Raw genomic sequence first — 26,337 nt, forward strand, 5'->3', positions numbered from 1 at the left:
TTTGCCGCAGTGTCCGACGCCGAAGCGATCCCGCTTCGGCTGGACATGCTCTAGAAACGGGTGATGACGCCGATGCCGGTCTCGCGCGACGCATCCATGCCGACCAGCGCCGGGACGGCCTCCTCGAGGCTCATCGTCCGGCCGATCAGCAGCTGCGGCTTCAGCGCGCCGCTTGCGATCATCGTGAGCATCGCGCCGTAGCGCCAGGCCTGCATGCCATGGGTGCCGTAGATCTCCAGTTCGCGGCCGATCACCTCGGCCATCGGGATCTGTGGCGTCGCCTGGTCGCCGAGCATCAGCCCGGCCTGGACGTGGCGGCCGCGCCGGCGCAGGTTGCGGATCGAGTTGAAGCAGGTGACCGGCGAGCCGAGCGCGTCGATCGACAGATGCGCGCCGCCGCCGGTGATCTCGCGCACCGCGCCGGCGATGTCGTCCGTTTCCGTTGCATTGATCGCCGCCACCGCGCCGGCCTTGACGGCGAGCGCGAGCTTGTCCTTCGAAATGTCGATCGCGACCGGCTGCGCCCCCATCGCCGCGGCGATCATGATCGCCGAGAGGCCGACGCCGCCGGCGCCGTGCACCGCCACCCATTCGCCGCCGCGCACCCGCCCCTGGTCGACGATGGCGCGGAAGGCGGTGGCGAAGCGGCAGCCGAGGCTCGCCGCCGTCGCGTCGTCGATCGCGTCCGGCAGGCGGACGAGATTGTGGTCGGCATGGTCGATGGCGACATGGGTCGCGAACGAGCCCCAATGGGTGAAGCCCGGCTGGAACTGTTCCTCGCAGACCTGCTGGTTGCCGGAGCGGCATTCGGCGCAGCGCGCGCAGCCGGAGACGAAGGGCACCGTCACCCGCTCGCCGACGCGCACCGTCCTCACCTCGCGTCCGGTCGCGGCGACGATCCCGGCAAGCTCGTGGCCGGGGACATGCGGCAGGCGGATGTCCGGATCATGGCCCATCCAGCCGTGCCAGTCGCTGCGGCAAAGCCCGCTCGCCGTCACCTCGATGACGACCCCGCCGGCGGCAGGCTCGGGATCGGGCAGGCTACGGATCTCCGGTGTCTTGCCGAAGGCGTCGTAGTACATGGCTTTCATGGCACGTCCCGTCGCAGTTGCCTCTGATCTGCCCACGCGCCAGGGCGGCACTTCAAAGCAGGAAGTCGTTCTTCACCATTGTTACAGGCAGATCGAGGTGAATGGAAAGATCTGCCTGGCGATCGCCGTTGACGTCGGCAAGAATCGTGGTGTCTGCCTCCGTCATGGTAAATCGCAATTCGCCCGGCTTGCCGCTGAACGCCTTCCACCCGATGAATGCAAATGCCTGGTTGCCTGCCTTGAGCGTATCGGCATCGATCGAAGAGAGAACGATCCTGTCGCGGTCGGCGCGCTGAAAATCGTCGATCCTGTCTTTGTCGGAAACTGCCGGCCCTGAATCGGACGCCGAGCGGAACACGAAGAGATCGCGCCCACGGCCTCCCCACATCTGGTCCGCGCCGTCGCCGCCGATCAGAATGTCGTTTCCCTGTCGGCCGTAAAGAACGTCGGCGCCATCGCCACCTACGAGACGGTTGTCGCCCGCGCCACCCACCATCCTGTTGCTAAGGCCGTTGCCTGTCCCATCGAGGTTTGCCGCGGAGGCAAGAATCAGGTTCTCGACATCACCGGTGACGAAGGGGCCTGTCGGCGACAGGCTGAAACTGACGGTGCTCCGCACTGTATCGTTTCCGTCTCCGCTGTCGGAAACTTCGTCGACCCTGTCACCGTCGCTGTCGATGATGTAGGTATCGTCGCCAAGTCCGCCGATGAGAAGGTCGTTGCCGATCCTTCCGTCGAGAATGTCATTGCCGCCATAACCTCGAAGGATGTCGTGAGATCCCGTTCCCGCATGGCGCGCCGAAGCATCGCGCGGATCGGGAATGTTCGGATGTCCATTCTTGTCGAGTGCGATCTTTTCATTGGGAAATTCGAGGAACTCCACGCCCTTCATGCCAAGGCCCAATCCACTGGCGACACCCGTGGCGGGATCGATGAAATGAATGAAGGTTTCTTCGCCAATGATGGAAAACACATACATCGAGCGGTCTTCACTCAGTGTCACAACGTCCTGACCACTTCCGCCATCGAAATGGACATCATAGACATGCCCGAACGGTACGTCGCTCGAAAAGGTGAAGAACTGGAAGGCGTCGTCCCCATCATCGCCGCTGACCCGCGCGGATGGCACCTTCGTCCCGTCCGGGAGTGCCGCATAGGCCGGCGACGAGGCACCTGACATGTAGGAAAACCTATCATTGCCGTTTCCGCCGGAGGCCGCGGTTATGGAACGGAAAACGCCGATGAAATCGTCGCCATTCCCGCCATAGACCTCGTCGCCCAGACCGGCGCCGAGGATTTCGTCATTGTCATCGCCGCCATCGATGTAGTCCTTGCCGTCACCGGCGAAAAGAGCGTCTTGTCCTCCTCCTCCAAAAAGGATGTTCCCGGAAGCACCACCGGTGATGGTGTCGTTCCCGTTCTCGGCGTCGATATAATTGAGGACGGCCGCCGCTCCGGAGAAACGGTCGTCGAACTGGCTGCCCTGGAAGATCTGGAAGCCGCGAAAGCGGTCGTTTCCTGTCTGGGAATACGCGCGACCATTGTCGATCGTCACGCTGACGGCGGAAGAGTTCGTGATGAACGACAGGACATTCGTATATTCGCTTTCCCGATAGCCCTTGTGCGGACCGCGAGCGCCGTCTCCGGCAAGACGGTCGTCCCCATCACCGCCCAGGATGACGTCATTTCCTTCCATTCCGAAAATGGTGTCGTCGCCCGGCCCGCCCTCAATCTCGTCGTCGTAGCCACTGCTCCGGCCGCCACGCGCCTTTATGGAATCAAGGGCAAGGGCTCGGTCGGCGTCGCCGAGAATGATGTCCGCACCCGGTGTGCCGATGACGCGGTCATTGCCGGCGCCGGCAAAGACACGCGCCGCCAATTGGTCGTTGCCGGGAACGATCGTATAGAGATTGACGAGATCGTTGCCGGCTCGTGTGATGAAATCGGCGGTGTTCCCTGCGCTGAAGTCCGACTGGCGAAAAACGACGTCGTCGTCGGAACGTCCAAAGAAGAAGCGCTTTGCATTTTCTGGCATGGTCTCACTCTTTCGCCATCGGCTTGCGATTCGCAGCGTTGCCTGAAGTCGTGGCAAGGCGCAACGCAAGGACGCCATCGTTGCGCAACACGTTGTCGTGCGGAATGTCACGGGTTAAGAAAATTGACCGCAGAAGAGGAGGGAGAGCGCCATGCCCGTCAACACCGCCGCCGCGACGCGGACCTGGACCTTTGTCGACGGAGACTGGCTCGAGGGCAATCCGCCGATCCTCGGGCCGAGGAGCCATGCCTTCTGGCTCGGCTCCTCCGTCTTCGACGGCGCGCGCTGGTTCGACGGCATTGCGCCGGACCTCGATCTTCATTGCCGCCGCGTCAATGCGTCCGCCCGCGCCCTCGGCCTGGCGCCGACGATGGAGGAGGGCGCGATCGAGGCGCTGACCTGGGAGGGTGTTGCGAAATTCGACGGACGGACGGCGCTCTACATCCGGCCGATGTACTGGGCCGAGCACGGGCTTGCCGGCGTGGTGCCCGCCGATCCGGCGTCGACGCGCTTCTCGCTCTGCCTGTTCGAGGCGCCGATGGGCGGCGGCCATGGCGGATCGTCGCTGACCGTGTCGCCCTTCCGCCGGCCGACGAACGAATGCATGCCGACCGATGCCAAGGCGGGCTGCCTCTATCCGAACAATGCCCGCATCATGATGGAGGCCCGCGCGCGCGGCTTCGACAATGCGCTGGTGCGCGACATGCTCGGCCATGTCGCGGAGACGGGCTCCTCCAACGTCTTCATGGTCAGGGACGGCGTCGTCTTCACGCCCGCCGCCAACCGCACCTTCCTCGCCGGCATCACCCGCGCCCGCGTCATCGGCCTCCTCAGGGACGCCGGCTTCGAGGTCGTCGAACAGGCGCTGACGCTCGCCGATTTTGAGACGGCCGACGAGATCTTCACCTCCGGCAACTATTCGAAGGTGGTGCCCGTCACCCGCCTCGAGGCGCGCGACCTGCAGCCGGGCCCCGTGACGGCCAAGGCGCGCGACCTCTACATGGACTGGGCCCGCTCCGGCGGCGACGCCTGACGGGACAGGCGCAAGAACAAATCTGCAAAGCGGATCGGCGGCTCTGGAATGCGTCGAGACGCGTCGGGCCCGGGTCTCAGGCGACCGACGGCCGGGCGCGCCCGCGATGCAGGCTCCAGGCCTGGTAACAGATCCCCGTCAGGAAGATCAGCGCCAAGAGTGCCGTCGCCGTCTGCACCGGCGGCGAGTCCGGTCCGTTGCCGATCGGGTTTGAGGGCGGCAGGCGCGACAGCGTCTCGTTGATCCCCGGGATCAGCAGCAGGAAGAAGGTGAAGGACATCGCCAGCGGCCTCAGGTAGTAGGAGGCGCGGCCGACGATGGGGAGCCTCTCGGCGACGAGCACGAAGCCCGAGACGAGAAGCGTGAGGATGCCGATCGCATGGCCGGCATTAAAGCCGCCGGTGGAGGACAGGCCGAAGGATGTGATCGAGGAAAGCGCCAGCGTCGCCAGATAGGCCTTGCCGGCGCGGGTGAACGGCGGGATCGCCCCGTGCCGGACGAGACAGGCAAGCCCGATGGCGACGGGCGCGATGCTGATAACGGTATGGATGATGCCGAGCATGGACAAGGGATTGGCCATGGAAGTCCCCCTGGTGGCGGCGGGCCCGTCCCTCCGGGCAGAGGCCCTGCGCGCGATGACGTGAAACGGTTGAGCGTCTGGTCAGGCATCCGGCGCGCCCCGCGCCGGACAGGAAATGCTGGCGACTGCGTGATGCATGCGGCATGGAGGAAGAACGGACGAAGTGAAGCAGATCGGCGGGGCCGCGTCCAGTCCGGCGATCCTTGGACATGGGCGCAGGGAAGGATCGGACGCGACATGGATGCGCAGACGCTTGCGGCACGCTATCGTGCCTATATCGATTGCCTGAACCGGCGCGACTGGGACGGGCTTGCCGCCCATGTCGATCCGGCGGTCAGCCGCAACGGCGAGACGCTTGGGCTAAACGGCTATCGGGCCATGCTGGAAGCGGATGTCAGGGCGATCCCGGACCTCAGCTTCGAGATCGCGCTTCTCGTCGCTGAGCCGCCGATGGTCGCGAGCCGGCTCGCCTTCGACTGCAGGCCGCAAGGCCTGTTCCTCGGCCTTCCGGTCGACGGGAGGCGTGTCCGCTTCTACGAGAACGTCTTCTATGCCTTCCGCGACGGCAGGATCGCCGAGGTCTGGTCGGTGATCGACCGGGCGGCGATCGAGGCGCAGCTTTGAGCGCCTGCCGGGGGGCACTCGGCCGGCTCGATCGGGCGATGTTGTCATGCCCGGTCTTGTCGACAACGGCCCGGTCTTTCGGCCTGCCAGTTAAACCCGCCGCGGCCCGGTCAGGGAGAGGGGGCTGCGGCCTCGCCGGAGGCGGGCAGCTCCTCGGCCGGGATCTCGCTGCCGACCTCGGCCGCCTTCGTCTGCTTGTCGTAGACGCAGATATGGCTGACGGTGCCGCTCGCGCCCTTCGGCGTGCCGCTGACCAGCGCCAGCCCGTAATGCTCTGAGCCGGTCGGATCGACGACCGCGGTCGGATCGTAGAGCTGGTCGCCGACCGCGGCGATACAGGCCTTCGAGACGTCGGCGCGAAACGCCGCCCAGGCATCGTCGGAGGAGGCGCGCGCCGGGGCGAGCGGCACGGCGGCGAGGAGCGGCACGAAAAGCGCGAGGGAATGTCTCATGGATCTCTCCTTTCATCTGTCGGACACGCCCCTGACATAGGCCGGCGGCGTGGCGGGACCATGCCGCGGGCCATGATCGGAACGGCAAAATTATGCCCGCGTTACCGGTTGCCTCGGGACTGTCCGGTGCCTATGTTCCGACGCACCGGATTTCATTGACGAATTCAACGGCCAAGAGGAGACCCGCCATGGCGTTCGAACTTCCGAATCTTCCCTATGATTACGACGCGCTCGCGCCCTACATGTCGCGCGAGACCCTGGAATATCACCACGACAAGCATCACCTCGCCTATGTGACCAACGGCAACAAGCTGGCCGAGGATGCCGGACTTGCCGACCTGTCGCTGGAGGAGATCGTCAAGAAGTCCTACGGCACCAACCAGCCGCTGTTCAACAATGCCGGCCAGCACTACAACCACCTGCATTTCTGGAAGTGGATGAAGAAGGGCGGCGGCGGCAAGAGCCTGCCGGGCAAGCTCGAGACGGCGGTCGCCTCCGATCTCGGCGGCTACGACAAGTTCCGTGCCGACTTCATCGCCGCCGGCACCACGCAGTTCGGGTCCGGCTGGGCCTGGCTCGCCGTCAAGAACGGCAAGCTGGAGATCTCCAAGACGCCGAACGGCGAGAGCCCGCTCGTCCACGGCGCCACCCCGATCCTCGGCGTCGACGTCTGGGAGCATTCCTACTACATCGACTACCGCAATGCCCGGCCGAAGTACCTGGAAGCCTTCGTCGACAACCTGATCAACTGGGACTACGTGCTCGAGCTTTACGAAGCCGCCGCCTGACCGGCCGCGCGCTAAGGATAAAAGGACGCCCCGGCACCCGCGCCGGGGCGTTTTTTTTGAGCCCGCGCGACGTCAAGAAAAAGTGACTTTCTTCAGCGTATCGGCATGCAATCATGGAAAGCGCCCCGGCCGGGCTGACGGCGGGGGGACAGTCAAAGGAGATGGAAATGAAAGCCAGGATGCTGGTCGTCGCCGCGATGTCCGCGGTGCTTGCCGCAGGCGCGGTCACGGCCGCCGATTCGCCGCAGGTCACACGTCAGGCCGACATGAAGCGCATCGGCGGCGCGATGGGCGCCCTTGCCGGCATGGCCAAGGGCGAGAAGCCCTATGACGCGGCCGTCGTCACCCAGTCGCTGACGACGATCAGCGAGATGTCGAAGGTGTTTCCGACCCTCTTCCCCGAAGGCAGCGAGACCGGCGACGAGACCGAGGCGAGCCCGGCGATCTGGCAGAACATGGCGGATTTCAAGGCCAAGGCGGAAAAGCTCGGCGCCGACGCCGATGCGCTTCTCGCCAATCCCCCGGCCGACCAGGCAGCGCTCGGCGCGGCCGTGGGCACGCTCGGCCCGAATTGCGGCGGCTGTCACAAGGTCTATCGCGTCGACAAGTGACGCGATAGGCCGGCAATCTGCCGTTTTCTGCCTCCTTTTCGCCGGCCGGGATCCGTCCCCGCCGCCGCGATGTCTCGGAGGGAACGCAACGGCTGTGGCCGGCCGCCGCCGTCATCCAATGCCTCCGCCGCGGGGGACGGCCCCCGGCATGGCACGGAGTCGTGCCGGGGCCGGTCGGCCCACCGCCGCGCGAGGCGACGGGTTTCAGAGAAAGGGACGATCTCATGGGCAGGCTCTTGCGGCGGATCGGCGCCGGTATCGTCGCTCTCGGCCTCCTGGGCGGCGGCGCCTTCTGGTTCCTGACGCGGCCGGATCCCTGGCCGGCGGCGCACTGGGAAGGCCTGCCGGCGCCCGATCTCGCCCGGGGCGAGCAGCTGTTCTGGGCCGGCGGCTGCGTCAGTTGCCATGCGGCGCCGGGCGCGGAGGGCGATGCCAAGCTGACGCTTGCCGGCGGCCTGGCGCTGAAGAGCCCCTTCGGCACCTTCCATGTGCCCAACATCTCTCCCGATCCTGACGCCGGGATCGGCGCCTGGACGCTGGCGCAGTTTGGCGATGCGATGACGCGCGGCGTCGGCGCGCAGGGCGAGCATCTCTATCCGTCCTTTCCCTACGGTTCCTATGCGCGGATGACCGCAGGCGACGCCAACGATCTCTGGGGCTACCTGAAGACGCTGCCGGCGAGCGACCATGTCGCGGCCCCACACGACCTGCCGTTCCCCTTCAACATCCGCCTCGCGCTCGGCGGCTGGAAGCTGCTCTTCCTCACCGACGCGCCGCGCACCGCGGTCGACACCTCCGATCCCGAGATCGCGCGCGGGCAATATCTCGTCGAGGGGCCGGGCCATTGCGGTGAGTGCCACACGCCGCGCAATGCGCTCGGCGGCTTCGAGCCGGACCGCTGGCTTGCCGGCGCCGCCAACCCGGAGGGCGAGGGGCGTATTCCGAACATCACCCCCGGCTCGAAAAGCATCGGCGGCTGGAGCGCATCGGACATCGCCACCTATCTGGAGACCGGCTTCACCCCGGATTTCGATTCCGCTGGCGGCTCGATGGTCGACGTCCAGCAGAACATCGCCCGCCTGCCGGCCTCCGACCGCGCGGCGATCGCCGCCTATCTGAAGGCCGTGCCGGCGCGGGAGTGAGGCGCCGGGCCTTGTACATGTCCGGTGATCGGGGGATCACGGGAGCTGGTCTGATGTCTTGTTTTCGCCGCCTTGTCCGACGCCGAAGCGACCCCGCTCCGGCTGGACATGCCGTAAAGCGTGTCTCGCAGAGGTGTGCAGCGGTTTTGCGAAAAGACACGTGTAAAAAACAAAGACCTAAAGCGTATGAGCGAAGCTGAAAGATCGCGACACGGTTCAGTAAAACAGAACGTCGTTGATGCCGAGTGATTTGACGCCGTCCAGGATGGCGATCTCGACGCCGTGAAAGAGCAGCGCGCCGGTTGCTTTCTCCAGCTTGATCTGCGCAAACGCCTCCTTGTCCTTGTGGAAATCGCTGACCGAGCCGGTTTCGCCGCGTCCGTCTTCCCCGCGCCCCTCATGCGTCCAGGAATAGAGGGAAATGCTTCCCTCCCAGATGCTCTGGTCGATCAGGATCTTGTCGGCACCACGACGAAAATCGGTGACGACGATGTCCTTCGATTTGAAGGGCGACGCCGTGAAGACAAAATAATCCTTGCCGAGTCCGCCCGTCAGCTCTCCCCTGCCGACGAGAATGTCGCTGCCTGCCCCGCCTTTCAGTTCGTTGTGGCTGCCCCCGGCGAGGATCAGATCGTTGCCGGCGCCGCCGTCGATATGGTTGTTGATGCCGGCCGTGAAGTCGAAGACCTCGTTTGCCTTGGTTCCCTTGACATGGGATTCCATCTGCAGCGCCGATTTATAGGTATAGTAGACCTGTTCCACATGCTTCAGCGTGATGTTCTTCGCCAGCACCGCCGCGTTGAAGACGACTTTCGCATCGCCGCTTTCCTGAATGTCGACAACGACCGTGTCGAAACCCGTGCCGCCGTCGATCACGGATCCTGTGGAAAAGGATTGCTTCGGATCCTTGAGATGGATCGCGAAATCAAGGATCGTGTCGTCGCCGGCCCCCGCCAGGATTTTCTCGGCGGTTTTGCTGAAGATGAAATCCCCGGAATTCGCAAGGATCCGGTCGTCTCCGGCAAGGCCGTAGATCACGTCGGACTCGGACGTCCCGTCGAGAACATCGGCGCGGTTCGATCCTCGGATCTTCATGAAACATCCTTTCCGGAATTCTCTTGCCCGTCGCTACGTATTTTAAAAACGTCTTTTAAAGCCATATATCGCGCAAGCAGGACGCGCAACAAGGTTTCGGCGGACGGGTATTGCTGCACGCGGAAGGCGCGGTCCAGCGCGGCGCCGCCATCGGCGCCGCAGGCTTCTTTGGTTTCCCCTGATCGGCGGCGACAGTCCGGCTTTCCGGCGCGCATCCTGCAACGGCGGCGCTGCCGGATGCCGCGCGGCTTTTTCCTGCGGGCCTCAGGCAAGCGTCTGGATGTAGCGCATGCCGGTCACCGGGCCGGGCGTGAACTGTTCGGATTCGTAGAAGCGGTGCGCCTTGAAGTTTCCGGTCGCGGCACTGACGGAGAGGTAGGCGCAGCCGGCGATGCGGGCCTGTTCGCGCGCTTTCGCCACCAGATGGCGGCCGATGCCGGTGCCGCGATGGGCGGGGGCGACGTAGAGCTGGTTGAGCTCCATGCCGCGCATGCCCTGCCAGGCGCGGTAAAGCGGCGTCAGCAGCGCGAAGCCGATGAGCGTGCCGCCGGTCTCGGCGATGAGCGCCTGCGCCCAGGGCATGTCGCCGAAGAGGTCGCGCCCGAGTTCGGCCGGCGTGACGGCGGCGAGGTCGCCATGGTCGCGGGCAAGCTCGACGATCATCGCGGCGAGCCCGTCGATGTCGCGCGGCCGCGCGGCGCGGATCGTCAGCATGCCGCCGGTGCGTATCGCTGCGGCGGGGGGAAGCGAGGGGATGTCTGCGGATGCGGTGTCAAGCATGGTCGGCTCCTCTGGGTCGCCCCACCAGGTGCCTGTTCAAAACAAAAGCCGCCTGATGGCGGCTTGTTGAACGAGATCACTCGCGCCGCGCCTATCGGAGCAGCGTAAAGTACCAGGTCGAATGGGTTGCGGTCGTGATCATGACGCCGACATGGGGCATTTTCGCGCGCCTGTCAATGGTCTCCCTCGCAGAGCCCGTGATCGCCGAGCGCTTTCAGCACGTGGCAGGCGCCGGCCGGCCCGCCGGCGCAGCTCGTCGCGATGCGGGCGAGCTCCGCTTCGAGCCGTTTCAGCCGGGCGATGCGGGCGCGCACGTCGGCAAGCTGCTCGGCGGCGATCCGGTCGGCATCCGCGCAGGGCTGTTCGGGATGCTCGCCGAGCTCGATCAGCGACCGGATCGCCTCGATCGGCAGGCCGAGGTCGCGGGCATGGCGGATGAAGCTCAGACGGTCGAGCGCGCGCCGGTCGTAGCGCCGCTGGTTGCCCTCGCTGCGCTCGGGCGGCGGCACCAGCCCGACATCCTCGTAATAGCGGATCGTCGGCACCTTGACGCCGGACCGCTTCGACAGGTCCCCGATCGACAGCATGGCGTGCGTCCTTCCCCGTTTCCTTGAGACGGAACGGATATGGCGCTGAAACGGCGGCGGTGCAAGGCGAAGCTCAGGTACCGCAGAAGGTGCGCGTGACGACCTCTTCCGGCGTCGGCGGCGCACGGAAGGCGTTGAAGCGCGGGTCGTCGTCATAGGGGGCGGCAAGGGCCTCGTTCAGGGCGTGGAACGGGCCGAAATTGCCATCCTCGGTCGCCGCAGCGATCGCCTCGGCGATGCGGTGGTTGCGGGCAATCACCGCCGGGTTGACGGAGCGCATCGCGCCCGCGCGTTGCGTGTCGTCGAGCCGATCGCGGGTGCAGCGGGCGCGCCAGCGGAGGAGCCATTGCGCCGCCGGGGCCGGGTCGGTGAAGAGCGCGAGGACGGCCTCCTGCGACACGCTGCCGTCGGCAAGGTCGCTCAGCGCGCGGAAGGCGAGGGTGAAATCGGCCGCGCCCGCATGGAGGGCGGCCAGAAAATCCTGCACCAGTTCGAGGTCGCCGTCCTCCACCGTCTCGAGGCCGATCTTGCGGGCCATGCCGTCGAGCCAGGCGGCCTGGAAGCGCGCGCCGTAGCCGGCGATCACCTCTTTCGCCGCCGCGACCGCCGCCTCCTGGTCCTCGCTGATGACGGGCAGCAGCGCCTCGGCGAGGCGGGCGAGGTTCCACTGGGCGATCGCCGCCTGGTTGCGGTAGGCGTAGCGGCCGCCGCGGTCGATCGAGGAGAAGACCTTGGCCGGATCATAGGCGTCGAGGAAGGCGCAGGGCCCGAAGTCGATCGTCTCGCCGGAGACCGCCATGTTGTCGGTGTTCATCACGCCGTGGATGAAGCCGACCTGCATCCAGCGGGCGACGAGGGCGGCCTGCCGCCCGGCGACGACCGACAGCAGCGCGAGCGCCGCGTCGTCGCGTCCCGCAAGCTCGGGATAGTGGCGGGCGATCACGTGGGCCGTCAGCGCCCTCAAGCCCTCGACGTCGCCGCGCGCGGCAAAGACCTGGAAGGTGCCGACGCGGACATGGCTGGCGGCGACGCGCGTCAGCACCGCGCCGGGCTGCACCGTCTCGCGGTAGACCGGCTCGCCGGTGACGACCGCCGCAAGCGCCCGTGTCGTCGGAACCCCGAGCGCGTGCATCGCCTCGCTGACGATATATTCCCGCATGACCGGGCCGAGCGCCGCCCGCCCGTCGCCGCGCCTCGAATAGGGTGTCGCGCCGGCGCCCTTCAACTGGATGTCGCGGCGCTCACCGTTGCGGCCGACGACCTCGCCGATGAGGATCGCCCGCCCGTCGCCGAGCAGCGGCACGAACTGGCCGAACTGGTGGCCGGCATAGGCCATGGCGAGCGGCTCGGCGCCGTCCGGCAGGCTGTTGCCGGAAAAGAGCGCCGCGCCGTCCGCAAGCAGCGCCTCGGCGTCGAGGCCGAGGTCCTCGGCGAGCGGGCGGTTGAAGGCGAAGAGCCAGGGCTCGCTGACCGGCGTCGGCCGCGCGGCGGCAAAGAAGCCCTCGGGCAGGCGGGCATAGCTGTTGTCGAAACGGATGGGCTGCGGCATGTCGGATCTCCCGGCGGCGGGCGGCGGCATCGTGCCGCCGTCATTTCTTCGGTTGCCTTCGAAGCTCCGATATAGGCCGCGCGCCTCGCAATTGCGATGGGCGCGTCTCTCGCGGACGCTGCCCGTCTGAAGACACGCGGCCGATGTGGCGTTTCGAGGGGGGAAATGGCATCGAGCCATGCAGAAAACGCATGGCTTCCCGGCGGTTTCGGAGGCTATAGTGCCGGTGCATCCTTGTTCGCATGACGCGATCGTCCGCGCTCCTGGCGTTTCGACAGGCAGCCCCATCCGGAGCGAGCCGACGTTCCCATGTCGGACCAGACCCTTGACACCACCGGCGCCCGCCCGCCGGTCCACTACCGCATCGTCTCGCTGATCGTCGCCAGCGGCCTGTTCATGGAAATGTTCGACGCCACGGTGCTGGCGACGGCGCTGCCGACCATGGCGCGCGATTTCGACGTCGCGCCGCAGGACATGAGCATCGCGCTGACCTCCTACCTGCTGAGCCTTGCCGTCTTCATTCCGGCCAGCGGCAAGATGGCCGACCGTTTCGGCGCGAAAACCGTGTTCCGCGCGGCGATGCTGCTCTTCGTCGTCAGTTCCATCCTCTGCTCGCTGGCGCCGAGCCTTGCCGACCTCGTCGGCGCGCGCCTGTTGCAGGGATTTGCCGGGGCGATGATGGTGCCGGTCGGCCGCCTCGTCATCCTGCGCTCGGTGCCGCGCCGCCACATGGTCGACGCGACGTCCTGGCTGCTCGTGCCGAGCCTGCTCGGCCCGATGCTCGGGCCCCCGGTCGGCGGTTTCATCACCACCTATCTCGACTGGCGCTGGATCTTCTACATCAACATCCCGATCGGCATCCTCGGCTTCATCGCCGCCACCCTCTTCATCGAGGACATGGAGGGAGACAAGGCGACGCGCTTCGACCTTGCCGGCTTCCTGTTTTCCGGCGCCTCGCTCGGCTGCCTGCTCTTCGGCTTCGAAATGGCGAGCCGGCCTGAGGAGGCGCTCGCGGCGGCGGCGCTGATCGGGGCCGGCACGCTGTCTGGCCTCGTCTATCTGCGCCATGCGCGCGGCCATCCCGCGCCGATCCTCGACACGACGCTGATGCATATCCCGAGTTTCCGCAAGGCGATGATCGCCGGCTCGCTGACGCGGATCACCCAAGGGGCGCAGCCCTTCCTGCTGCCGCTGATGTTCCAGGTCGGCTTCGGCTGGTCGGCGGCAGCCTCCGGCCAGCTCCTGCTCGCCACATCCCTCGGCGCGATCGCGATGAAGGTGTTCGCGCCGCGCCTCATCCGCCGCTTCGGCTTCCGCGCGACGCTGGTCGCGAACGGGGTCCTCGCCAGCGGTGGCTATGCGGCCTGCGCCTTCTTCGCGCCCGGCTGGCCGGTCGCGCTGATCTTCGCGACGCTGATGGCGGCGGGCCTCTTCATGTCGCTGCAGTTCACCGCCTACAACACCGTCGCCTATGACAGGGTCGAGCCGCACCGCCTCAGCGCGGCGGCGAGCTTCTACACCACGTTCCAGCAACTGATGCTGTCGCTCGGCATCTGCATCGGCGCCCTGTCGCTCTCCGTCTCGATGCTGGTTGCCGGCCGCGACGGGCCGGCGCTCGCCGATTTCTCCCATGCCTTCCTCGCCGTCACCGCCATCTCGCTTGCGGCAACGATCTGGAACCTGAAATTCACGGCGAGCGACGGGGCGGACATGCGCGGCGGCCGGACCGAGGCGGACTGATCCCGCCGCCATGGCGCCCTTCGACCGGCCGGCACGGTGTTTCCGTGATGCATGATGCCGGGGACGGGCCGGTTCCTCGGGAAAATCCGGCAGCCGCTCACCCGGGCGGGGGACGCGCGATCGCTCGCGAGCCGCTACCTTGCGACAGGAGCGGCCTGTGCAGTCGCGACGAGACGGGCAGGACGAGGGGAGCGGCAGGATGCGGAAGAAGGGGATCGCCTGGGCGATGGCGGCTGTGGCCTGGAGCGGCTTGCCGGTGCCGCCCGTCGTTCCGTCGCCCGCCGGCGCGGGATGGGCCGGCCGGAGCGCCGCCGTCCTGGCATCGGCGCTTGACGGGATCGCTTCGCTGGTCGCGGTCCGTCCCGCTCTCGCAGCGGAACCGGGCACGGCCTACACGATGACGTTCGACGGCGTGCCGCAGCAGGCGGAGATCACGACGCGCGACTACTACCAGATGAACCGCTATGTCGAGGGCGGCTATGTCGTCACCAGCAGCCTCGATGCCACCGAGGCGCTCTATTCGCCGCGGGAGAAGGGCGGGCGCGGCTTTTGGGCCGGTTCGACGGCGCTCGGTTCCAACTGGGGATACACCGCGATCATCGTCGCCCGGCAGGACGACGGCCCGTTCCGCCTGCAGTCGCTGCGGATCGACACGTTCGAACTCTTCCCGCAGCAGGTGAGCGTCACCGGTCTCACCCGCGACGGGACGATCGTCACCGAAACGATCGCCATGGACACGGTGCGCGGCTTCCAGACCCACACCTTCCAGGCGGCCTTCGCGGTCGATGTCATCCGTGTGATGGTCACAGGGGCGCCGAATGCCAACCGCTCGCTCGACGACGTCGTCCTGCTGGCGGGGGAGACGGGCCCGGCGGTGTCGGGCCTGTCGCGCGGCAATGCCGGCGGGGCGGCAAATGCCGGCAAATGACGGGTCCGGCGACGCGTGAGGCGCCGGGACGCGGCCGGAACGATCTCAGGCCTTGCCCGCGACCTTCAGCGCGAAGGCATATTCGAAGGCGACCTCCTCCAGCCGCTGGAAGCGGCCGGCGGCACCGCCGTGGCCGGCATCCATGTTGGTCTTGAGCAGGATCGGCGCGGTGCCGGTCGTCTTCTCGCGCAGGCGCGCCACCCATTTCGCCGGCTCCCAGTAGGTGACGCGCGGATCGGTGAGGCCGCCGAGCGCCAGGATCGCCGGATAGGCCTTCTCCCCGACATTGTCATAGGGCGAATAGCTGGCGATGTGGCGGTAGGCCTCCGCGTCCTCGATCGGATTGCCCCATTCCGGCCATTCCGGCGGCGTCAGCGGCAGCGTGTCGTCGAGCATGGTGTTGAGCACGTCGACGAAGGGCACGGCGGCGATGATGCCGGCGAATTTCTCCGGCGCGAGATTGGCGACCGCGCCCATCAGCATGCCGCCGGCCGAGCCGCCTTCCGCGACGATCCGGTCATAAGCGGTGAAGCCTTGCGCCACCAGATGGTCGGCGGCGGCGATGAAATCGGTGAAGGTGTTGGTCTTGCGCCCCATCTTGCCGTCCTCGTACCAGGCGAAGCCCTTGTCCTTGCCGCCGCGCACATGGGCGATGGCATAGACGAAGCCGCGGTCGACGAGGGAGAGGCAGCTCGTGTTGAAGGCGGCGGGGATGGTGATGCCGTAGGCGCCGTAGCCGTAGAGCAGGCAGGGCGCGGTGCCGTCGAGGGCCGTGTCGCGGCGGTAGAGCAGGCTGACCGGCACCTCCGCGCCATCCTTCGCCTTCGCCAGCACGCGGCGGGTGACGTAGTCGGCGGCGTTGTGGCCGGAGGGCACCTCCTGCGTCTTCAGAAGCGTGCGTTCCCGCGTCGCCATGTCGTAGTCGAAGAGCTGCGACGGCGTCGTCATCGAGGAATAGGAGAAGCGGATGACGTCGGTGTCGTACTCGGCGGCTCCCTGGAGACCGAGCGAATAGGCTTCCTCGGCGAAGGCGATCGCGTGCTCCTCGCCGGACCGCCGGTCGCGGATCTTGATCTGCGGCAGGCCGTTCTCGCGCTCCAGCCAGACGAGATGGCGGGCGAACGCCATGTGGCTGATGATCAGCCGGCCCGGCGTGTGCGGCACGACGTCGCGCCAGTTCGCGCGCGCCGGCGCGCCGACCGGCGCCTCGACGATCTTGAAGTCCTTGGCGCCGTCGGCATTGGTGAGGATGTAGAAGACGTCGCCGCCCTCCGTCATCTCATATTCGATCCCGGTCTCGCGCGCGGCGACGAGCACGGGTTCGGCGTCGAGGTCCTTCGTCGACAGCAGCCGGTACTCGCTCGTCTCGTGGTCGTGGATGTCGATATAGATGAAGTCGTCGAGCAGCGAGCCGCCGACGCCCATGAAGAAGCCCGGATCCTCTTCCTCGTAGACCAGGCGGTCCTCGGCCTGCGGCGTGCCGATCACGTGCCGGAAGATCTTCGACGGACGGTGGTTGTCGTCGAGCACGGTGTAGAAGAAGCTCCGGCCATCCGGCGCCCAGGCGCCGCCTCCGCCGGTGTTCTCGATCACGTCGGAAAGATCCGCGCCGGTGCCGAGATCGCGCACGCGAAGGGTGAAATATTCCGAGCCCTTGTCGTCATAGCCCCAGAGGCCGAGCGCATGGTCGCTGCTCGCGTCGATCCCGGAGAGGCGGAAATAGGCCTTCCCGTCCGCCTCGCGGTCGCCGTCGAGCAGGATCGTCTTCTCGCCGCCGTCGCGCGGCGTGCGGAAATAATGCGGCTGCTCGCCGCCGGTGACATAGAGCGTGCCGTAGGCGTAGGCGCCGTCCTTCACCGGAACGGAGGAATCGTCCTCCTTGATGCGCCCCTTCATTTCGGCGAACAGCACCTTGCGTAGCGCCTCCGTATCGGCCATCGCCGCCGCCTGGTAGGCGTTCTCCGCTTCGAGATGGGCACGGATCGCCGGATCGAGGATCGACGGATCGCGGAACATCGACTGCCAGTTGTCGGCGCGCAGCCAGCCGTAATCGTCGCTGCGGGTCACCCCGTGGCGGGTGTCCGTCGCGGGGCGCTTCTCGGCTGCGGGCGGGGCGGGCAGGTTCTTGAACGTCGACACGGGATGCGCTCTCCGGGCTTTGGCGGGGTGCGCCAGAGATAGAGACGCGGGCAGGGGGGATCAAGCGGGAATCGGCGCGGGCCGCGCCCGGTCGCCGATCCCGCCGCGCATGACCCCGCTCCCGCGTTCAGACCGACAGCGTCAGGCCGACAGCGTCAGGCCGATGCCCCAGGGATCGGTCAGCGACACGCCCTCGCCGCCGCGCGTCGTTGCGATCGCCTGCCGGTCCAGAGCGGCGAGCGCCGTGTCGAGGGCGGCGCGGTCGTTGAAGCGGATCCTGTACCCGGAAAGCCCGGTCATCGCGCCGCTGCGCTTCGGCTGGTTGCGGGAGTTCCAGACATTGGCGCCGACATGGTGATGGTACTGGCCGGAGGCGAAGAAGGTCGCGCCCGGATAGCGCGCCATCACGTCGAGACCGAGCACGTCGCGGAAGAAGGCGTCGGCCTCCGGAATGTTGCTGACCTGGAGATGGATGTGGCCGAGCGCGGTGCCCTCCGCCATGCCGCCCCACCGCTCCTGCGGCGCCTCGTCGTAAAGTGCCTGCAGGTCGAGCGGCAGCGTCGCCATCTTCACCCCGCCCTCGGGCAGAAACTCCCATTCGTCGCGGTCGCGGTCGCGATAGACCTCGATGCCGTTGCCCTCGGGGTCGTCGAGATAGATCGCCTCGCTGACGAGATGGTCCGAGGCGCCGGTGAGCGGCACGCGGCTGTTGGCGACATGGGCGAGCCAGCGCGACAGCTCCGCCCGGCTCGGAACGAGGAAGGCATTGTGGAAGAGGCCGGGCGCCGTGCGCGGCTGGCGGCGCGCGGCACCGTCCGTCTCAAGTGTGAGGAGCGGCGTTCCCGCCACGCCGAGGATGACGCCGCTTGCGCCCGTCTCGATCGGGGAAAGGCCGAGCGCCTTTTCGTACCAGGCGGCCATCATCGGCAGGTCTTCCACGACGAGATGGGCCTTCTCGACATAGGAAGGCATCAGCACGGGCCGCCCGGACGGTGCGTCGGGGGTCGCGGTCTTGGCGTCGGCATGCATGGTGGTGCCTCCTGTGATGAGCGCGGCGGCCGAGAGGCCGAGAAAGTCGCGTCTGTCGACCTCAGTCATGGGTCTCTTCCGTCGTCTGTTGCGTGGAGAGAGTATGGTGCGTCCCGCATGTTCAAGAAAGACGGCGGGAAGGCGATGTACTGTTCAGCAAATGTTGACGGTTTGACCGGGAGGATTGATCCCGATCAAGCGGGAAGCCTCTCCTGCTGCTAGGATCGCCTGATCATCCGATCACCGGAAAGGGCAGGAGACGCCATGTACACCAAGATCATCGTTCCCGTCGCCATCGATCAACTGCCGCACGGGGAGCGGACGCTGCGCATCGCGCAGTCCCTGCTCGGCGAAGGCGGCGAGATCGTCCTCCTCAACGTCGTCGAGGACCTGCATGCCTATGCGCAGGGCTATATGCTGGTCGATTTTCCGGTGTCGCTGATCGAGGAATCGCGCGAGCAGGCGCGCAAGCTGCTTCTGGAACTGGCCGAAAAGACCGGCATTGCCGCCCGCGTCGAGATCCGCACGGGTGGCGCCGCGCCGACGATCAACGAGATCGCGACCGACGAGAAGGCCGATCTCGTCATCATCGCCTCGCACCGGCCGGGGCTGAAGGACTATTTCATCGGTTCGACGGCGAGCCGCGTCGTCAGCCATTGCCCCGTTGCCGTCCTGGTCGACCGTTAAGGTTTCGCGTCAACCATAACAGTTAAGGCTAATTTTGCTTTGTCCCTGGAAAAGGCGGGGAAACGCCCGCCTGTTCTTTTCCCGTTCATCCGCGCATGGCACATTTTCGTCATGGCCTTCGGGCATTTGTTAACGAAACATGATGACGAAACGGGTGGGATCCGCGGGCCGTGGAGATCAAGGGCATCAAATGGAGCTATGACCGGGACGAACTGATCGCGGACGGCATCGTCCACGGCATCGGGCTCGCCCTGGCGCTGGTCGGGGTGACGGCGCTGATCTTCTATGCGTCCGTGTTCAGCACGCAGGGGCAGCTGATCGCCGCCTGGATCTACGGCCTCGGCCTGATCGCGACGATCTCGATCTCGTTCCTCTACAATCTCTGGCCGGCCTCGCGCACGAAATGGTTCCTGCGCCGCTTCGACCATTCCTCGATCTTCATCCTGATCGCGGCGACCTATACGCCGTTCCTGCAGCGCGGCCTCGACGACCCGTTCCTCTTCGCCATGCTGATCGGCATCTGGGCGATCGCCCTGCTCGGCATCGTGCTGAAATGCGCCTTTCCCGGCCGCTTCGACCGGCTGGCGATCCTGCTCTACCTCGCGATGGGCTGGAGCGGGCTCCTGGCCGGCGAACAGCTCTACAGCGCGCTTTCGGAGACGACGATGACGCTGATCGTCGCCGGCGGCATCATCTATTCCCTCGGCGTCGTCTTCCATGTCTGGGAGAGGCTGCGCTTCCAGAACGCGATCTGGCATGCCTTCGTCATCGCCGCCGCCGCCGTGCACTATTCGGCGGTGGTCTCCTGCGTCGCCGGCGCGCGCCTCTGACGGGCGCCGGCGTCACCGCTCAGGCGTCTGCCGGCTCGAACACCAGCGCGTTTCCGTTCATGCAGTAGCGCAGGCCCGTCGGCGGCGGACCGTCGGGAAAGACGTGGCCGAGATGGGCGTCGCAATCGGCGCAGCGGATCTCGGTGCGCACCATGCCGTAGGAAAGGTCGCGGTGCTCGTCGACCGCGTCTGGTGCGAGCGGCGCCGTGAAGCTCGGCCAGCCCGTGCCCGAATTGAACTTCGCGTCGGATCCGTAAAGCGCCCGGCCGCAACAGACGCAGTGATACGTCCCCTTCTTGCCGAGGTCGAAATCGGGGCTCGAAAAGGCCCGCTCCGTTCCGTGCTGGCGGGTGATGCGATACTGTTCCGCCGTCAGTTGCTGGCGCCATTCGGCGTCGGTCTTCTCGACCTTGAAGGTCTTCGTCTCTGCCATCGGCAATCCTCCTGGAGTGGCTCCGCAGTCATGGCCGGAATATAGGAAGGCCGTGTCCGGCCCGCAATCGGCCGTCGCGGCGAAGCGCCACGCGACAACCGAAAACGCTTGAGACCGCTCTGCCGTTCCCGTATTGCGGGGGCTACGACCAGAGATTGGCGAAGGGAAAAACGGAAAAGGCATGGATGTCGCGATCCTGACCGCTGCTGCGCTGGCATTGCCGTTTCTGGGGGCGCTGGCCGCTCCGCTGGCTGTCCGCCTGATGGGGGACCGCGCCGTTCTTCCGCTCGCGCTGCTGCCGGCGGCGGTGTTCCTGCACTTCTCGCGCTTCTATCCCGAGGTCGCGCGCGGCGAGATCGTTACCGGCGGCTTCGACTGGATCCCTTCCTACAATGTCAGCTTCTCCTGGCTGGTGGACGGACTGTCGCTGACCTTTGTCCAGCTCATCTCCGGCATCGGCTCGCTCGTCGTGCTCTATGCCGGCGGCTACCTGAAGGGCCATGCCGACCTCGGCCGTTTCTTGGGCTTTCTCTTCGCCTTCATGGGGGCGATGCTCGGCCTCGTCGTTTCCGACAGCTTCCTGATGCTGTTCGTCTTCTGGGAACTGACCTCGATCACCTCCTTCCTGCTGATCGGCTTCGACCACGGCCGGGAACGGGCGCGCCGCGCGGCGCTGCAGGCGCTCGTCATCACCGGCGGCGGCGGGCTGATGCTGCTTGCCGGGCTGATCCTGCTCTGGAACGTCAGCGGTGTGACGCAGTTTTCCGCGCTGACCGTGTTCGAGGTCGATCCGCGCGCGAGCCCCTTCTACCTCGCCATCCTGCTTCTCGTGCTCGGCGGCGCCTTCACCAAGTCGGCGCAGTTCCCCTTCCACGCCTGGCTGCCGAACGCGATGGAGGCGCCGACGCCGGTGTCGGCCTATCTGCACTCGGCCACCATGGTGAAGGCCGGCGTCTACTTGCTGATGCGCCTGCAACCGACGCTCGGCGGCACGATGGCCTGGGAGATCATCCTGCCGCTTGCCGGCGGCGCGACGCTGATCGCCGGCGCGGTCCTCGCGGTCGCGGCGACCGACCTCAAGCGCATGCTCGCCTATACGACCATGGCCTCGCTCGGCCTTCTCGTGCTTTTGACCGGGCTCGGCAGTCCCCATGCGATCGAGGCGGCCGCGCTCTATCTTATCGCCCATTCGCTGTTCAAGGGCGCGCTGTTCATGGTCGCCGGCATCATCGACCACGAGACCGGCATGCGCGATGCCACCCGCCTTTCGGGCCTTCGCCGCGCCATGCCGGTGACGTTCGCCGCCGCACTCCTCGCGGCACTGTCGATGGCCGGCCTGCCGCCCTTCTTCGGCTTCCTCGCCAAGGAGGAGATCTACACCGCCCTTGCCGCCGGCGAGGCGCGCTCCATCGCGTTGGCCGCGGTCGTCCTCCTCGGCAATGCCCTGATGGCGGCGGTCGCCTATGGCGTCGGCGTCGCGCCCTTCCTCGGCGCCCGGCTGAGCACGCCGCGCAAGCCGCACGAGGCGCCACCGCTGCTTCTTGCCGGGCCGGTCGTGCTCGCCCTTGCCGGTCTCGCCGCCGCCGTCCTCTCCGCTCCGTTCCACGCCGCCGTCACCACGCCGATGGCGGGAGCGATCGCCGGCGCGCCGCGCGCCGTCACGATATCCCTCGCGCCGCATCTCGGCGTGGCGCTGCTCCTGTCGGTCGCCACGCTCGTCCTTGCCGCCGCTGCCGTCGTCCTCGCCCGGCCGCTCCGGCGCGGCATCGGCCTTCTCCTTGCCGACATCGGCTGGGGGCCCGACCGCGGTTTCGACCAGGCGATGCAGGGCCTGCTGCGCGTCTCCGTCCGGCTGACCCGCCGCCTGCAGGCGGGACGGCTCGAGCTTTACCTGACCGTCACCTTCGCCGCGCTCGCCTGCCTGCTTCTCGCCACGCCCGCCGTCTTCGGCGAATGGCCGGCGCTTCCGGCGGAGGCCGGCGGCCTCGCCCTCCATGAATGGGCGATCATCGCCATCGCGCTTCTCGGCCTCGCCGGTGTGCTCGTCGCGCGCGACCGGCTGACGGCGATCGTCTCGCTCGGCATCCAGGGTTTTGCCGTCGCCGTGATCTTCCTCCTCTACGGCGCGCCGGACCTCGCCTTCACCCAGTTCATGATCGAGACCCTGTCGGTGGTGATCCTGGCGCTGGTCATGACCCGGCTCGATCTCGCCCCCTCCGACCGCAGGCCGCCACGCGAGCGCATTCCCGACATCGCGATCGCGCTTGCCTGCGGCATCGGCCTGACCATGCTGCTCTGGAGCGTGCTGGCGCTTCCCTTGGACGCGCGTCTCTCCGAATTCTTCGCCGCCTATGCCAAGACGGTCGCGCATGGCGCCAACATCGTCAACGTCATCATCGTCGATTTCCGCGGCGTCGATACGCTCGGCGAGATCGCCGTGGTGATGATGGCGGCGGTCGCGATCCTGTCGCTGATCCGCTTGCGCCCGCTCGCCCGCATCGCCGACAATGATCCCGAGCGGGAGGACGACTGATGCAGACGCTGATCCTGCGCGCGGTGGCGCCGTTCCTTACCAGCCTGATGCTGCTGTTCTCCGTCTTCGTGCTGCTGCGCGGCCATAACGAGCCGGGCGGCGGGTTCATCGGCGGTCTGATCGCCGTCTCGGCCCTCGCCGTCTACGGCATCGCGTTCGGCGTCGCGACCGTGCGCCACGCGCTGCGCGTCGATCCGCTGGCGATCGCCGGGGGCGGCCTTCTGCTTGCGGCCCTTGCCGGCTTCGTCTCTGCGGCCGCCGGCGTTCCCTTCATGACCGGGCTCTGGGTGACGCCGGTGATCGCCGGCTATGCGGTGCCGCTGTCGACGGTCATGGCCTTCGACATCGGCGTCTATCTCGTCGTCGTCGGCGCGATCACGGCGGTCGCGCTCGCGCTCGAAGAGCGGGAGGACTGAGATGGAACCCGTTCTCGCGGTCGTCACCGGCCTGTTCTTCGCCGCCGCCGTCTACCTGATGCTGTCGAAATTCGTCGTGCGCATCCTGATCGGCGTCGTCCTTCTCGGCAATGCCGTCAACCTGACGATCTTCGTCAACGGCCGGCTGACGCGCGAGGTGCCGCCGGTGATCGCCGAAGGTCTCGATGCGCCGGTCGCGGCGATCGCCAATCCGCTGCCGCAGGCGCTCATCCTGACGGCGATCGTCATCTCCTTTTCCTTCTTCGCGTTTCTTCTCGTCCTGTCCTGGCGCGCCTTCCGCGACCTCGGTGTCGACGACACGGACCAGATGCGGCTCGCCGAGCCGAAGCGCGACGCGGCCCCGCCGGAAGGATACTGAACCCGCCATGGCCGCCCCCGTTTCCTCCTTGCTCGACCAGGTCTATGTCGCCGGCCCGACCGGCGCCTCGGACTGGCTCGCCGTGCTGCCGCCCGCCTGGTGCCTGTCGATCGGCGCGCTCCTGGTGATGCTGCGCGGGCGCGCCGCGCTGCAGGCGCCGCTGTCGATCGCCGGCCTCGCCCTTCTCGTCGTCATCGACATCATGCTTCTGGGAAAGGTCGCGGCGGACGGCCCGCTGACGATGATGATGGGGCGCTGGCTGCCGCCCTTCGGCATCGCCTTCACCGTCGACCTGACCGGCGCCCTCTTCGCGCTCGCCGCCGGCTTCGTCGGTCTCGTCATGGCGGTGTCGGCGACGCGCGACATCGCGCCCGGCCCGGTCCGGCACGGCTTCTACCCGATGCTCCTCCTGCTGATGGCGGGTGTCAGCGGCGCCTTCGTCACCGGCGACATCTTCAATCTCTACGTCTGGTTCGAGGTGATGCTGATCGCGTCCTTCGGCCTGATCTCGATCGGCGGCGAACGCCGGCAGGTCGACGGCGCGGTGAAATACGGCTTCCTCAACCTCGTCGCGACGACGCTGTTCCTCCTGGCGATCGCCTTTCTCTACGGCACCTTCGGCACGCTCAACATGGCGGACCTGGCGGTGAAGGCGGCGGCCGCGCCGGTGACGGCGCCGCGCATGACGATCATGGCGCTCTTCCTGTTCGCCTTCGCCATGAAGGCCGCCGCCTTCCCGCTGCAGGCCTGGCTGCCGGCCTCCTACCACACGCCGCCGATCACCGTGTCGGCGCTCTTTGCCGCGCTGATGACCAAGGTCGGCATCTATGCGATGCTCAGGGTCGGCGGCATGCTGTTTCCGGCCGAGCGCGAGGGCCTGAGCTTCGCGCTGGCGCTCGTCGGCGCGGCGACGATGCTCGCCGGTGCCCTGGGCGCGCTCGCCATGGCCGACCTGCGCCGCATCTTCGGCTTCCTGGTGATTTCGGGCGTCGGGGCGATGATCGCCGGCATCGCCGTGGCGGGGCCGGGCGGCATCGGCGGGACGATCGTCTACGCGCTGCATTCGATCGTGGTGATGGCGGGGCTCTATCTGGTCGCGGGGCTGGCGGGGAAGCTTGCCGGCGGCTTCAACCTTGGCGGCGTCGCCGGCCTCTACCGCGCCGACGGACGGTTCGCCGCCCTGTCGCTGATGCTCTTCCTCTCCGTCTCCGGCCTGCCGCCCTTTTCCGGCTTCTGGCCGAAGGTGATGATCCTGAAGGCCGCGCTCGACATCGGCGCCTGGTGGCTGTCGGCGACGCTGCTCGTCGCCGGCCTCCTGACGACGATCGCGACGCTCCGCCTTTTCCTTCTGGCGTGGTGGCGCCCGGCAGCGGACGGCACCGTCCTGCCCCGGGCGACGCGGCGCGACCTTGCCCCGGTCGCGATCCTCGCCTTTGCCAGCCTCCTTGCCGGGATCTATCCGGAGCCGTTGCTTAAGGCGGCGCAGGATGCCGCCGCCGGCCTTGCGGCGCCCGAGGCCTATGTCGGCTCCGTTTTCGGTGCGGGAGAGACGCCATGACCTCGTCGAGGAGCGGAAACGCGGTTCGCCTTGCTTTGCTCGTCGCCGTCTGGGCGGGGCTCAGCGGCTCGGTCTCGCCACCGAACCTGATCCTCGGCGCCGCCGTCGGCTGGCTGGTGCTCGCCATCGTCGCCCGGGGCATCGGCCGCGCCGGCCACCGGCTGCGGCTCGTGCCGCTGCTCCGGCTGGCGCTTCTCTTCCTGAAGGAGCTCGCGGTCTCGGCCTGGAGCGTGGCGCGCATCGTCGTGCGGCCGAAAATGGACCTGAAGCCGGGCATTCTCGCCTACCGGCTCGGTGTGACGCGCGACATCGAGATCGCGCTTCTCGCCAACCTGATCACGCTGACGCCCGGAACGCTGTCCGTCGACGTCTCCGCCGACCGGACGACGCTCTTCATCCACGCGCTCGACTGTTCCGACGCCGAGGCGACGCGCCGCGCGATCGCCGGCGGCTTCGAGGCACGCATCCGCGAGGTGTTCGCATGAACCCGGCCGATCTCGTCACCGGCGCCGTCGCCGTCGCGCTCGTCGTGCTGTCCGGCGCCTTCCTCGTCACGGTGCTGCGAATCCTGCGCGGGCCGACGCTCGCCGACCGCGTGCTCGGCCTCGACATGCTGGCGGGCGTCGCCATCGGCTTCATCGCGCTTCTGGCGATGAAGACCGGCTTCGATCTCTATATCGACATCGCGCTCGGCCTCGGCCTCGTCGGATTTCTGGCGACGGTCGCGCTCGCCCGGCTGATCCTGGCGCGGGCGGAGGCGGGGTCGCGCCGCCGCGCCGCGCCGGTCCGGCGCCGCAAGGGAAGGGGACGGTGATGGCCTCGACCTCGATCTTGACCTGGATCCTTTCGGGCGCGGTCGCGCTTCTGACGATCGGCGGGGCGGTTTTCACCCTTCTCGCCGCCATCGGCATCCTGCGCTTTCCCGACCTCTACACCCGCATGCATGCGGCGTCGAAGGCGGGCACGGTCGGCTCCGGGCTTCTGCTGCTTGCGGCCGGGCTGAATGCGGCCGATCCCGCCGTCCTGATGCGGGCGCTGCTCGGCTTCGTCTTCTTCATCCTCACCGCACCGGTCGCCGCCCATCTCCTCGCCCGCGCGGCCCATGCCGCCGGACAGAAACAATATGGTCTATCGGCCGTCGACGAAATGAAACGCGCAAGCAAAGCGGAAAAGGCCAAGCACTAGCGCGCGACTCAACCGATTTTTCCGGCGGGTACAACCGCGCTTCCGCGCTTTGTCAGGTCTCGCGGCACGCTTCAAGTTAAATTCCGGTAGAGTTCTCCATTTTATTGTTGGAA

General features: G+C 67.2%; 28 protein-coding genes. 16 read left to right on the top strand and 12 right to left on the bottom strand.

All coding sequences use genetic code 11. The features are described from left to right. Window positions 1–50: 50 nt before the first annotated feature. Window positions 51–1,091, bottom strand: coding sequence for a zinc-dependent alcohol dehydrogenase family protein (locus ACEVQ6_RS07625; RefSeq protein WP_374888338.1), 1,041 nt, complete (start codon window positions 1,089–1,091; stop codon window positions 51–53). Window positions 1,092–1,143: 52 nt separating this feature from the next. Next, a complete protein-coding gene (locus tag ACEVQ6_RS07630; RefSeq protein WP_374888339.1) occupies window positions 1,144–3,126 on the bottom strand; it encodes a calcium-binding protein in 1,983 nt (660 codons plus the stop codon). A gap of 151 nt (window positions 3,127–3,277) precedes the next feature. On the opposite strand from ACEVQ6_RS07630, the gene ACEVQ6_RS07635 reads away from it, so the two are divergent. Then, window positions 3,278–4,159 (top strand): branched-chain amino acid aminotransferase, encoded by an 882-nt coding sequence (locus ACEVQ6_RS07635; RefSeq protein ID WP_374888340.1) that lies wholly within the window; start codon window positions 3,278–3,280, stop codon window positions 4,157–4,159. A 76-nt stretch (window positions 4,160–4,235) separates the two neighbouring features. Here ACEVQ6_RS07635 and ACEVQ6_RS07640 read toward each other — a convergent pair whose 3' ends face one another. After that, window positions 4,236–4,739, bottom strand: coding sequence for a hypothetical protein (locus tag ACEVQ6_RS07640; protein ID WP_374888341.1), 504 nt, complete (start codon window positions 4,737–4,739; stop codon window positions 4,236–4,238). A 237-nt stretch (window positions 4,740–4,976) separates the two neighbouring features. Between ACEVQ6_RS07640 and ACEVQ6_RS07645 the strand changes: the two genes are divergently transcribed. Then, entirely contained in the window at window positions 4,977–5,363 is a 387-nt protein-coding gene (locus ACEVQ6_RS07645; protein ID WP_374888342.1) for an ester cyclase, read from the top strand. A gap of 110 nt (window positions 5,364–5,473) precedes the next feature. Here the strand turns inward: ACEVQ6_RS07645 and ACEVQ6_RS07650 are convergent, their stop codons facing one another. Then, a complete protein-coding gene (locus ACEVQ6_RS07650; protein ID WP_374888343.1) occupies window positions 5,474–5,815 on the bottom strand; it encodes a hypothetical protein in 342 nt (113 codons plus the stop codon). Between the two features lie 188 nt (window positions 5,816–6,003). Between ACEVQ6_RS07650 and ACEVQ6_RS07655 the strand changes: the two genes are divergently transcribed. The 3 genes from ACEVQ6_RS07655 to ACEVQ6_RS07665 all read left to right on the top strand — a co-directional run bounded on the left by ACEVQ6_RS07655 (window position 6,004) and on the right by ACEVQ6_RS07665 (window position 8,356). After that, a complete protein-coding gene (locus ACEVQ6_RS07655) occupies window positions 6,004–6,603 on the top strand; it encodes a superoxide dismutase (protein ID WP_374888344.1) in 600 nt (199 codons plus the stop codon). 167 nt (window positions 6,604–6,770) lie between these two features. After that, window positions 6,771–7,214 carry a c-type cytochrome gene (locus ACEVQ6_RS07660; RefSeq protein WP_374888346.1) on the top strand — a complete coding sequence of 148 codons (444 nt, stop codon included), beginning with the start codon at window positions 6,771–6,773 and terminating at the stop codon, window positions 7,212–7,214. Between the two features lie 224 nt (window positions 7,215–7,438). Continuing rightward, window positions 7,439–8,356 (top strand): c-type cytochrome, encoded by a 918-nt coding sequence (locus ACEVQ6_RS07665; RefSeq protein WP_374888347.1) that lies wholly within the window; start codon window positions 7,439–7,441, stop codon window positions 8,354–8,356. 216 nt (window positions 8,357–8,572) lie between these two features. On the opposite strand, the gene ACEVQ6_RS07670 is transcribed toward ACEVQ6_RS07665, so the two are convergent. From ACEVQ6_RS07670 to ACEVQ6_RS07690, 5 genes are all read right to left on the bottom strand, one after another. Continuing rightward, complete coding sequence (locus ACEVQ6_RS07670; protein WP_374888348.1) at window positions 8,573–9,451, bottom strand: M10 family metallopeptidase C-terminal domain-containing protein; 879 nt, start codon at window positions 9,449–9,451, stop codon at window positions 8,573–8,575. After that, window positions 9,448–9,666, bottom strand: coding sequence for a hypothetical protein (locus ACEVQ6_RS07675; protein WP_374888349.1), 219 nt, complete (start codon window positions 9,664–9,666; stop codon window positions 9,448–9,450). Before ACEVQ6_RS07675 ends, ACEVQ6_RS07670 begins: the two co-directional genes overlap by 4 nt. 49 nt (window positions 9,667–9,715) lie before the next feature. Then, window positions 9,716–10,231, bottom strand: coding sequence for a GNAT family N-acetyltransferase (locus ACEVQ6_RS07680; RefSeq protein WP_374888350.1), 516 nt, complete (start codon window positions 10,229–10,231; stop codon window positions 9,716–9,718). Window positions 10,232–10,404: 173 nt separating this feature from the next. Then, the gene (locus tag ACEVQ6_RS07685) at window positions 10,405–10,818 is read right to left on the bottom strand and encodes a MerR family transcriptional regulator (protein WP_374888351.1); all 414 of its coding nucleotides are present in this window, start codon (window positions 10,816–10,818) and stop codon (window positions 10,405–10,407) included. Between the two features lie 73 nt (window positions 10,819–10,891). Further along, window positions 10,892–12,367: a protein adenylyltransferase SelO gene (locus tag ACEVQ6_RS07690; protein ID WP_374888352.1), complete on the bottom strand. Its 1,476-nt coding sequence runs from the start codon at window positions 12,365–12,367 to the stop codon at window positions 10,892–10,894. Window positions 12,368–12,676: 309 nt separating this feature from the next. Here ACEVQ6_RS07690 and ACEVQ6_RS07695 point away from each other — a divergent pair, with 309 nt between their 5' ends. Together ACEVQ6_RS07695 and ACEVQ6_RS07700 are read left to right on the top strand one after the other, a co-directional pair. Next, entirely contained in the window at window positions 12,677–14,107 is a 1,431-nt protein-coding gene (locus ACEVQ6_RS07695) for an MFS transporter (RefSeq protein ID WP_374888353.1), read from the top strand. 199 nt (window positions 14,108–14,306) lie between these two features. Next, window positions 14,307–15,035 (top strand): hypothetical protein, encoded by a 729-nt coding sequence (locus ACEVQ6_RS07700; RefSeq protein WP_374888354.1) that lies wholly within the window; start codon window positions 14,307–14,309, stop codon window positions 15,033–15,035. A 45-nt stretch (window positions 15,036–15,080) separates the two neighbouring features. On the opposite strand, the gene ACEVQ6_RS07705 is transcribed toward ACEVQ6_RS07700, so the two are convergent. Both ACEVQ6_RS07705 and ACEVQ6_RS07710 read right to left on the bottom strand, forming a co-directional pair. Next, the gene (locus ACEVQ6_RS07705; RefSeq protein ID WP_374888355.1) at window positions 15,081–17,174 is read right to left on the bottom strand and encodes a S9 family peptidase; all 2,094 of its coding nucleotides are present in this window, start codon (window positions 17,172–17,174) and stop codon (window positions 15,081–15,083) included. A 141-nt stretch (window positions 17,175–17,315) separates the two neighbouring features. Beyond that, window positions 17,316–18,203 (bottom strand): VOC family protein, encoded by an 888-nt coding sequence (locus ACEVQ6_RS07710; RefSeq protein WP_374888580.1) that lies wholly within the window; start codon window positions 18,201–18,203, stop codon window positions 17,316–17,318. A gap of 264 nt (window positions 18,204–18,467) precedes the next feature. On the opposite strand from ACEVQ6_RS07710, the gene ACEVQ6_RS07715 reads away from it, so the two are divergent. Further along, window positions 18,468–18,890, top strand: a complete 423-nt coding sequence (locus ACEVQ6_RS07715) for a universal stress protein (protein ID WP_374888356.1) — start codon at window positions 18,468–18,470, stop codon at window positions 18,888–18,890. Window positions 18,891–19,060: 170 nt separating this feature from the next. Then, on the top strand, window positions 19,061–19,720 hold the full coding sequence (trhA, locus tag ACEVQ6_RS07720; RefSeq protein WP_374888357.1) for a PAQR family membrane homeostasis protein TrhA: 660 nt from the start codon (window positions 19,061–19,063) through the stop codon (window positions 19,718–19,720). Between the two features lie 19 nt (window positions 19,721–19,739). Here trhA and msrB read toward each other — a convergent pair whose 3' ends face one another. Then, a complete protein-coding gene (gene msrB / locus ACEVQ6_RS07725; RefSeq protein WP_374888358.1) occupies window positions 19,740–20,153 on the bottom strand; it encodes a peptide-methionine (R)-S-oxide reductase MsrB in 414 nt (137 codons plus the stop codon). A 181-nt stretch (window positions 20,154–20,334) separates the two neighbouring features. Between msrB and ACEVQ6_RS07730 the strand changes: the two genes are divergently transcribed. The 7 genes from ACEVQ6_RS07730 to mnhG are packed head-to-tail and all read left to right on the top strand — an operon-like array spanning window position 20,335 to window position 26,224. Continuing rightward, a complete protein-coding gene (locus ACEVQ6_RS07730; RefSeq protein ID WP_374888359.1) occupies window positions 20,335–22,686 on the top strand; it encodes a putative monovalent cation/H+ antiporter subunit A in 2,352 nt (783 codons plus the stop codon). Continuing rightward, on the top strand, window positions 22,686–23,102 hold the full coding sequence (locus tag ACEVQ6_RS07735; RefSeq protein ID WP_374888360.1) for a Na+/H+ antiporter subunit B: 417 nt from the start codon (window positions 22,686–22,688) through the stop codon (window positions 23,100–23,102). Before ACEVQ6_RS07730 ends, ACEVQ6_RS07735 begins: the two co-directional genes overlap by 1 nt. A gap of 1 nt (window position 23,103) precedes the next feature. Next, window positions 23,104–23,481 carry a Na+/H+ antiporter subunit C gene (locus tag ACEVQ6_RS07740; protein WP_374888361.1) on the top strand — a complete coding sequence of 126 codons (378 nt, stop codon included), beginning with the start codon at window positions 23,104–23,106 and terminating at the stop codon, window positions 23,479–23,481. 7 nt (window positions 23,482–23,488) lie between these two features. Beyond that, a complete protein-coding gene (locus ACEVQ6_RS07745) occupies window positions 23,489–25,039 on the top strand; it encodes a Na+/H+ antiporter subunit D (RefSeq protein ID WP_374888362.1) in 1,551 nt (516 codons plus the stop codon). Then, window positions 25,036–25,524, top strand: coding sequence for a Na+/H+ antiporter subunit E (locus ACEVQ6_RS07750; protein WP_374888363.1), 489 nt, complete (start codon window positions 25,036–25,038; stop codon window positions 25,522–25,524). Before ACEVQ6_RS07745 ends, ACEVQ6_RS07750 begins: the two co-directional genes overlap by 4 nt. After that, window positions 25,521–25,853, top strand: coding sequence for a cation:proton antiporter (locus ACEVQ6_RS07755; protein ID WP_374888364.1), 333 nt, complete (start codon window positions 25,521–25,523; stop codon window positions 25,851–25,853). The genes ACEVQ6_RS07750 and ACEVQ6_RS07755 overlap by 4 nt, the downstream gene beginning before the upstream one ends. Beyond that, entirely contained in the window at window positions 25,853–26,224 is a 372-nt protein-coding gene (mnhG, locus tag ACEVQ6_RS07760) for a monovalent cation/H(+) antiporter subunit G (protein ID WP_374888365.1), read from the top strand. The genes ACEVQ6_RS07755 and mnhG overlap by 1 nt, the downstream gene beginning before the upstream one ends. The last annotated feature ends 113 nt before the right edge of the window (window positions 26,225–26,337 follow it).

The organism is Ensifer soli (genome assembly GCF_041928815.1).
Taxonomy (GTDB): Bacteria; Pseudomonadota; Alphaproteobacteria; order Rhizobiales; family Rhizobiaceae; genus JBHFEI01.

What these genes read in the sequence shown, in the direction of transcription:
- ACEVQ6_RS07685 (WP_374888351.1), bottom strand. Translation starts at nt 10,818, where the DNA reads ATGCTGTCGATCGGGGACCTGTCGAAGCGGTCCGGCGTCAAGGTGCCG.
- ACEVQ6_RS07700 (WP_374888354.1), top strand. Translation starts at nt 14,307, where the DNA reads ATGCGGAAGAAGGGGATCGCCTGGGCGATGGCGGCTGTGGCCTGGAGC.
- ACEVQ6_RS07640 (WP_374888341.1), bottom strand. Translation starts at nt 4,739, where the DNA reads ATGGCCAATCCCTTGTCCATGCTCGGCATCATCCATACCGTTATCAGC.
- ACEVQ6_RS07675 (WP_374888349.1), bottom strand. Translation starts at nt 9,666, where the DNA reads ATGCGCGCCGGAAAGCCGGACTGTCGCCGCCGATCAGGGGAAACCAAA.
- ACEVQ6_RS07690 (WP_374888352.1), bottom strand. Translation starts at nt 12,367, where the DNA reads ATGCCGCAGCCCATCCGTTTCGACAACAGCTATGCCCGCCTGCCCGAG.
- ACEVQ6_RS07660 (WP_374888346.1), top strand. Translation starts at nt 6,771, where the DNA reads ATGAAAGCCAGGATGCTGGTCGTCGCCGCGATGTCCGCGGTGCTTGCC.
- ACEVQ6_RS07715 (WP_374888356.1), top strand. Translation starts at nt 18,468, where the DNA reads ATGTACACCAAGATCATCGTTCCCGTCGCCATCGATCAACTGCCGCAC.
- ACEVQ6_RS07750 (WP_374888363.1), top strand. Translation starts at nt 25,036, where the DNA reads ATGACCTCGTCGAGGAGCGGAAACGCGGTTCGCCTTGCTTTGCTCGTC.
- ACEVQ6_RS07735 (WP_374888360.1), top strand. Translation starts at nt 22,686, where the DNA reads ATGCAGACGCTGATCCTGCGCGCGGTGGCGCCGTTCCTTACCAGCCTG.
- ACEVQ6_RS07755 (WP_374888364.1), top strand. Translation starts at nt 25,521, where the DNA reads ATGAACCCGGCCGATCTCGTCACCGGCGCCGTCGCCGTCGCGCTCGTC.
- ACEVQ6_RS07630 (WP_374888339.1), bottom strand. Translation starts at nt 3,126, where the DNA reads ATGCCAGAAAATGCAAAGCGCTTCTTCTTTGGACGTTCCGACGACGAC.
- ACEVQ6_RS07625 (WP_374888338.1), bottom strand. Translation starts at nt 1,091, where the DNA reads ATGAAAGCCATGTACTACGACGCCTTCGGCAAGACACCGGAGATCCGT.
- ACEVQ6_RS07730 (WP_374888359.1), top strand. Translation starts at nt 20,335, where the DNA reads ATGGATGTCGCGATCCTGACCGCTGCTGCGCTGGCATTGCCGTTTCTG.
- ACEVQ6_RS07645 (WP_374888342.1), top strand. Translation starts at nt 4,977, where the DNA reads ATGGATGCGCAGACGCTTGCGGCACGCTATCGTGCCTATATCGATTGC.
- ACEVQ6_RS07740 (WP_374888361.1), top strand. Translation starts at nt 23,104, where the DNA reads ATGGAACCCGTTCTCGCGGTCGTCACCGGCCTGTTCTTCGCCGCCGCC.
- ACEVQ6_RS07650 (WP_374888343.1), bottom strand. Translation starts at nt 5,815, where the DNA reads ATGAGACATTCCCTCGCGCTTTTCGTGCCGCTCCTCGCCGCCGTGCCG.
- ACEVQ6_RS07745 (WP_374888362.1), top strand. Translation starts at nt 23,489, where the DNA reads ATGGCCGCCCCCGTTTCCTCCTTGCTCGACCAGGTCTATGTCGCCGGC.
- mnhG (WP_374888365.1), top strand. Translation starts at nt 25,853, where the DNA reads ATGGCCTCGACCTCGATCTTGACCTGGATCCTTTCGGGCGCGGTCGCG.
- ACEVQ6_RS07635 (WP_374888340.1), top strand. Translation starts at nt 3,278, where the DNA reads ATGCCCGTCAACACCGCCGCCGCGACGCGGACCTGGACCTTTGTCGAC.
- msrB (WP_374888358.1), bottom strand. Translation starts at nt 20,153, where the DNA reads ATGGCAGAGACGAAGACCTTCAAGGTCGAGAAGACCGACGCCGAATGG.
- ACEVQ6_RS07665 (WP_374888347.1), top strand. Translation starts at nt 7,439, where the DNA reads ATGGGCAGGCTCTTGCGGCGGATCGGCGCCGGTATCGTCGCTCTCGGC.
- ACEVQ6_RS07655 (WP_374888344.1), top strand. Translation starts at nt 6,004, where the DNA reads ATGGCGTTCGAACTTCCGAATCTTCCCTATGATTACGACGCGCTCGCG.
- ACEVQ6_RS07680 (WP_374888350.1), bottom strand. Translation starts at nt 10,231, where the DNA reads ATGCTTGACACCGCATCCGCAGACATCCCCTCGCTTCCCCCCGCCGCA.
- ACEVQ6_RS07670 (WP_374888348.1), bottom strand. Translation starts at nt 9,451, where the DNA reads ATGAAGATCCGAGGATCGAACCGCGCCGATGTTCTCGACGGGACGTCC.
- ACEVQ6_RS07695 (WP_374888353.1), top strand. Translation starts at nt 12,677, where the DNA reads ATGTCGGACCAGACCCTTGACACCACCGGCGCCCGCCCGCCGGTCCAC.
- ACEVQ6_RS07710 (WP_374888580.1), bottom strand. Translation starts at nt 18,203, where the DNA reads ATGCATGCCGACGCCAAGACCGCGACCCCCGACGCACCGTCCGGGCGG.